Annotated in this window: 6 protein-coding genes; 2 read left to right on the top strand and 4 right to left on the bottom strand. The window is 40.4% G+C overall.

Going from position 1 to position 4,232, the window contains the following annotated elements; translation table 11 throughout:
* Window positions 1–312: 312 nt before the first annotated feature.
* From ACTIE0_RS23085 to ACTIE0_RS23070, 4 genes are all read right to left on the bottom strand, one after another.
* Window positions 313–651 carry a type II toxin-antitoxin system PemK/MazF family toxin gene (locus ACTIE0_RS23085; RefSeq protein ID WP_006620407.1) on the bottom strand — a complete coding sequence of 113 codons (339 nt, stop codon included), beginning with the start codon at window positions 649–651 and terminating at the stop codon, window positions 313–315.
* A complete protein-coding gene (locus tag ACTIE0_RS23080) occupies window positions 638–865 on the bottom strand; it encodes a hypothetical protein (RefSeq protein WP_006620406.1) in 228 nt (75 codons plus the stop codon). The genes ACTIE0_RS23085 and ACTIE0_RS23080 overlap by 14 nt, the downstream gene beginning before the upstream one ends.
* Window positions 866–1,192: 327 nt before the next feature.
* On the bottom strand, window positions 1,193–1,435 hold the full coding sequence (locus ACTIE0_RS23075; RefSeq protein WP_006669670.1) for an HNH endonuclease: 243 nt from the start codon (window positions 1,433–1,435) through the stop codon (window positions 1,193–1,195).
* Window positions 1,436–1,618: 183 nt separating this feature from the next.
* On the bottom strand, window positions 1,619–2,170 hold the full coding sequence (locus tag ACTIE0_RS23070) for a hypothetical protein (protein WP_035758546.1): 552 nt from the start codon (window positions 2,168–2,170) through the stop codon (window positions 1,619–1,621).
* A gap of 214 nt (window positions 2,171–2,384) precedes the next feature.
* Between ACTIE0_RS23070 and ACTIE0_RS23065 the strand changes: the two genes are divergently transcribed.
* Together ACTIE0_RS23065 and ACTIE0_RS23060 are read left to right on the top strand one after the other, a co-directional pair.
* A complete protein-coding gene (locus ACTIE0_RS23065; RefSeq protein ID WP_488193808.1) occupies window positions 2,385–3,113 on the top strand; it encodes a helix-turn-helix domain-containing protein in 729 nt (242 codons plus the stop codon).
* A 33-nt stretch (window positions 3,114–3,146) separates the two neighbouring features.
* Window positions 3,147–3,731 (top strand): hypothetical protein, encoded by a 585-nt coding sequence (locus ACTIE0_RS23060; RefSeq protein WP_439517003.1) that lies wholly within the window; start codon window positions 3,147–3,149, stop codon window positions 3,729–3,731.
* The last annotated feature ends 501 nt before the right edge of the window (window positions 3,732–4,232 follow it).

Genomic DNA, 4,232 nt, shown 5'->3' with positions numbered 1-4,232 from the left:
GCGTTACGTTGGCAATAGAGATGGTTAATTGGAGGCAGAAATTTACCCCCAACTAACGCTACCAAAGACTCAATGGACACTTATTTAACTATTTTGTAATGGCAAGCGATCGCCGTTTTGGGGTTGGTAGAGGGCTTCAGAAACCGGGTAATTTACGACCATCGAAAGCCACCCAACCAAAATACTCATAGAAACCCGGTTTTTTTGCTTAGTTGCTTGAGGCGCGATTCCGCGCAGCGGATCCAGAGACGGGAATCGCGCTTTTTTAACCACAAATAAAGGTGAATGAATCAATGGCGATCGTGAGGAAATTTAATCTAGCTTGAAGTGGAGTTTGAGGGCAGTCTCTACTATTTGCATAACTTCCTGACTCAAAAAACCCACGGCATCCCCACCGATCCTTTGTTTAGAAATAGTTCGCACCTGCTGCGCTTGCACCTTGGAAGGCTTGGATAAACCGCTATCCTCTGGATTGATTAACACTTCAAAAGGGTAAACGCGAGTCACATTAGAGGTAATGGGTAGAATTGTCACTGTATCCGCTGCGCGGTTATTTGCATCGTTACTTACTATAAGCACGGGGCGGCGTTTATCCATTTCCGATCCAACCGCCGGACTGAGATTAGCATAGTAAATTTCACCACGTTTCATCGGTTAATCCATCGGCAATTGTAATATCCCAAGCGGAATCAATTTCACTAGATGCTTCTCTGTAAGCGGATTCTAGTTCTTGATTTCTCAATAATTCTAAAGCTAATTGAATCACTTGGTCAGGGGATTGACATCCTTTGGCGGTTTTATAGTTCTCAATAAATTGTACTAGGGATGTTGGTAAGGAAATTGAGATTTCTTTAGCGGGCGACATCTTAGTTATCGATTGTTATAGATATGATTATTTGATTATAGCATCAGCGGTAAACTTAATTCAGAAACCGGGTAATTGACACCAAATCTCTGTCACCCAACCAAAATGCTCACAGAAACCCGGTTTCTTTATTGTAGGGTGCGTTAGGCGGCGACCAACTTGAGATTTTTACGAAAATTTACCAATCCGCCGTAACGCACCAATATTTAGCAACAAAGGTGCGTTAAAGTGAATCTATAAATTACCGATTATATCCATAAATTTTTATCCGCATAACGCACACTATCACGTTCAATTAAACTACTACACAAAAATTTGACGTTTTAATTAAAATCGCCAAATATCTACTTTTATTTCACCATTGTGATAAGCTCTGTGACAGTCTGGGCAAAGCGTCATCATATTTGTTAAATCCGCTGGCCCACCATCACTGTAAGCAATAACATGATGTCCATGTGCGATTTCTCCTATTTTACCGCAAATTTCACATTCGTTCCCATCCCGCTGCTTAACTAATTTTTGTGCTTTTTTGTGTTCGTTGGGTCGTTTTTTAAGAGCCACATTACTCACCTTTTATTTTCTTCTTAGAGGAAGCTTCAAACACTTCTGGACTGGCCCCTAGAATAGAAACATCACTATTGGGAGCTTCGGACTTGACTGCCTTAACTATCTTATGAGCAACATCCGCGTAGTTATCATCATCCAAATTATTGACAGTAATTTTCAGAGACTTCTTACCCACTATTTACCTCATTAATTCGTTATAGACAAAATTTCCTGTCCACTATTAGGATCGACGGCCAAGGCTTCAACTTCGCCATCTCCATAAGTGATAGTAATTGCTGGATTTTTAGACAATCTAGGCTGTCCACTCTCATCATAAGAGGCGACGTAACTTAAAACTTCCTCATTTTTTTGGCGCACCGCTATATGGATTTTATCGCCAATGTATGAGACATTCAAAACTTGATCGCCTTGTTTAAGGATTTTTATGATTAGGCTCTTTTGGTTATTGTCGAGCCTATTAGGATCGACGACCAATGCTTCAATTTCATCATCTCCATAAGTGATAGTAATCGCTGAATTTTTAGACAATCTAGGCTGTCCACCCTCATCAAGAAAGACGACGTAACTTAAAACTTCCTCATTTTTTTGGCGCACCGCTATATGGATTTTATCGCCAATGTATGAGACATTCAAAACTTGATCGCCTTCTTTAAGGATTTTTATGGTTAGGCTCTGCTTGCTATTGTAGAGCCTAAAAGGTGCAGGTTGCTCTGTGTGCTTCTCTAGAGCTTGCTCCATGTAGTTAACCTTAATAAATCGATAACAGTTGATTTATATTGATCATAGCAACGACTTGTTATGACTGGGTTTGGAAAAAATATAATTTTGTTGGCAATTTTGTTGGCAACTCCAACTCCACCTCGTCAAAAATGTGGTAAAATGCAATAATTTGTGGTAAAATGCTGGTAAATGTTGGCTATAATATGGAAAATCACAAAATCTACCCGACTCCATGAATGTTGATGAAGTGCTAAAAATGGCTGACGCTCTGGTGTTTGCTAAGACTGGGCAACACCTTGATGACTTGCAACAGGCGATCGCACGGGGAACTCTGCAAGGCAAGAAATACAGCGAAATTGCCCAGGAAAAGCACTGTAACGAGAGTTATGTTCGGGATGTTGGAGCGAAATTATGGCAGACTCTTTCAGAGGAGTTGGGAGAAGAGGTTAAGAAATCCAATTTTCGCTCGACCATACAGAGGTGGCAAATTGATCATGTGACAAATTTTGCACAGGACGTTGTAGCCATTAGTAGTTTTAACACTTGTGGACAAGCCAGACAACCACCAGATATACCCAACCAAAACCCACAACATCAAACAACATCTAACCCCCAACAAAGCCCAACTTTCCATCACGATTTAAGTGAAATGCCCAAGTTAGGTAACTTCTCTAATCGTACTGCTGAACTGGAACTCCTCAAAACATTAATCCTCACAGAAAAAGCACAACTTTTAACTATTACTGGCATGATAGGGATGGGAAAAACCGCCCTGGGTATCAAACTGGTAGAAGAAATTAAACATGAATTTGAATATGTGATTTGGCGTAGTCTGGAAACTTGCCCCACTGTCGCCCAATTGCAAAATAATTTAACCGAAATTTTTACCGAGGGGGATAATCAAACTTCACGGCTACCCCTGATGAAATATTTACAAAATCATCGCTGTTTAATTATTTGAGATGATATCAATTACCTGTTTAGGCGGGGTGAATTGGCTGGTCACTATCAACCAAAATCTGAGGATTATCGCAGTTTATTTAAACAAATTAAAGAGCGATCGCATCAAAGTTGTTTTATCCTGATGGGTTGGGAATACCGGCGAGAAATTGCTCAAATTAAACACCCAAATACCCATAACTTAATCTTGAGGGGGTTAGACACTGCATCCGCTCACCAAATTATCGCCCAACAAGGATTAGAACCCGAAGCAAATGGCTCCCGATTTATTGACTATTATCAAGGCAACCCGTTATGGTTAAAAACTGTGGCGAATTTTATGGTTGAATTAGGCTTAACCGTGAGTGAAGTGTTAGCAAATCAGCCTTTTTTATTGCCTCAAGATTTGCAAGATATTTTACAGCAACCGTTGGCTTACCTATCGGAACCAGAAAAGCAACTTTTATCGCTTTTAGCTAAAGAAGATGAGGCGATCGCCCTAGTCAAACTCTTAGAAATTGCCCCGATGCCATCTGCAGATTTACTCAATACCTTACAATCTCTTAGCCGTCGTTGTTGGCTGGAAAAAACCGATCGCCTTTATCGGATGTCACCTGTATTGAGACAGTACCTAGGATGAGGCGATCGCCTCTATCCAGAAACCGGGTAATTGACGACCATCTCTGTCACCCAACCTTCATGCTGATAGAAACCCGGTTTGTTTGGTTGTAAGATTAATTATCAATATACTGGTAAATTTAGACTAATTTTAGATAAAATATAATAGGTTTTTCTGGAGCAAAATAGATGGAAAAAATTAAGCTAAATTGTCATGTGGGAACCGATGGTATTCTCCAAATTCCGATGCCAGTTTCTTGATTGTAGGGTGCGTTAGGCGGCGACCAACTTGAGATTTTTACCAAAATTTAGAAATCCGCCGTAACGCACCAATATTGAGCCAAAAAGTGAGTTTCTTTATTGTAGCGTTAGGCGGCGACCAACTTGAGATTTTTACCAAAATTTAGCCATCCGCCGTAACGCACCAATATTTAGCCAAAAAGTGAGTTTCTTTATTGTAGGGTGCGTTAGGCGGCGACCAACTTGAGATTTTTACGAAAATTTACCAATCCGCCGTAACGCA

Source organism: Limnospira sp. (assembly GCF_051859755.1).
Taxonomy (GTDB): domain Bacteria; phylum Cyanobacteriota; class Cyanobacteriia; order Cyanobacteriales; family Microcoleaceae; genus Limnospira; species Limnospira fusiformis.
This window is presented reverse-complemented; position numbering and strand designations above follow the sequence as displayed.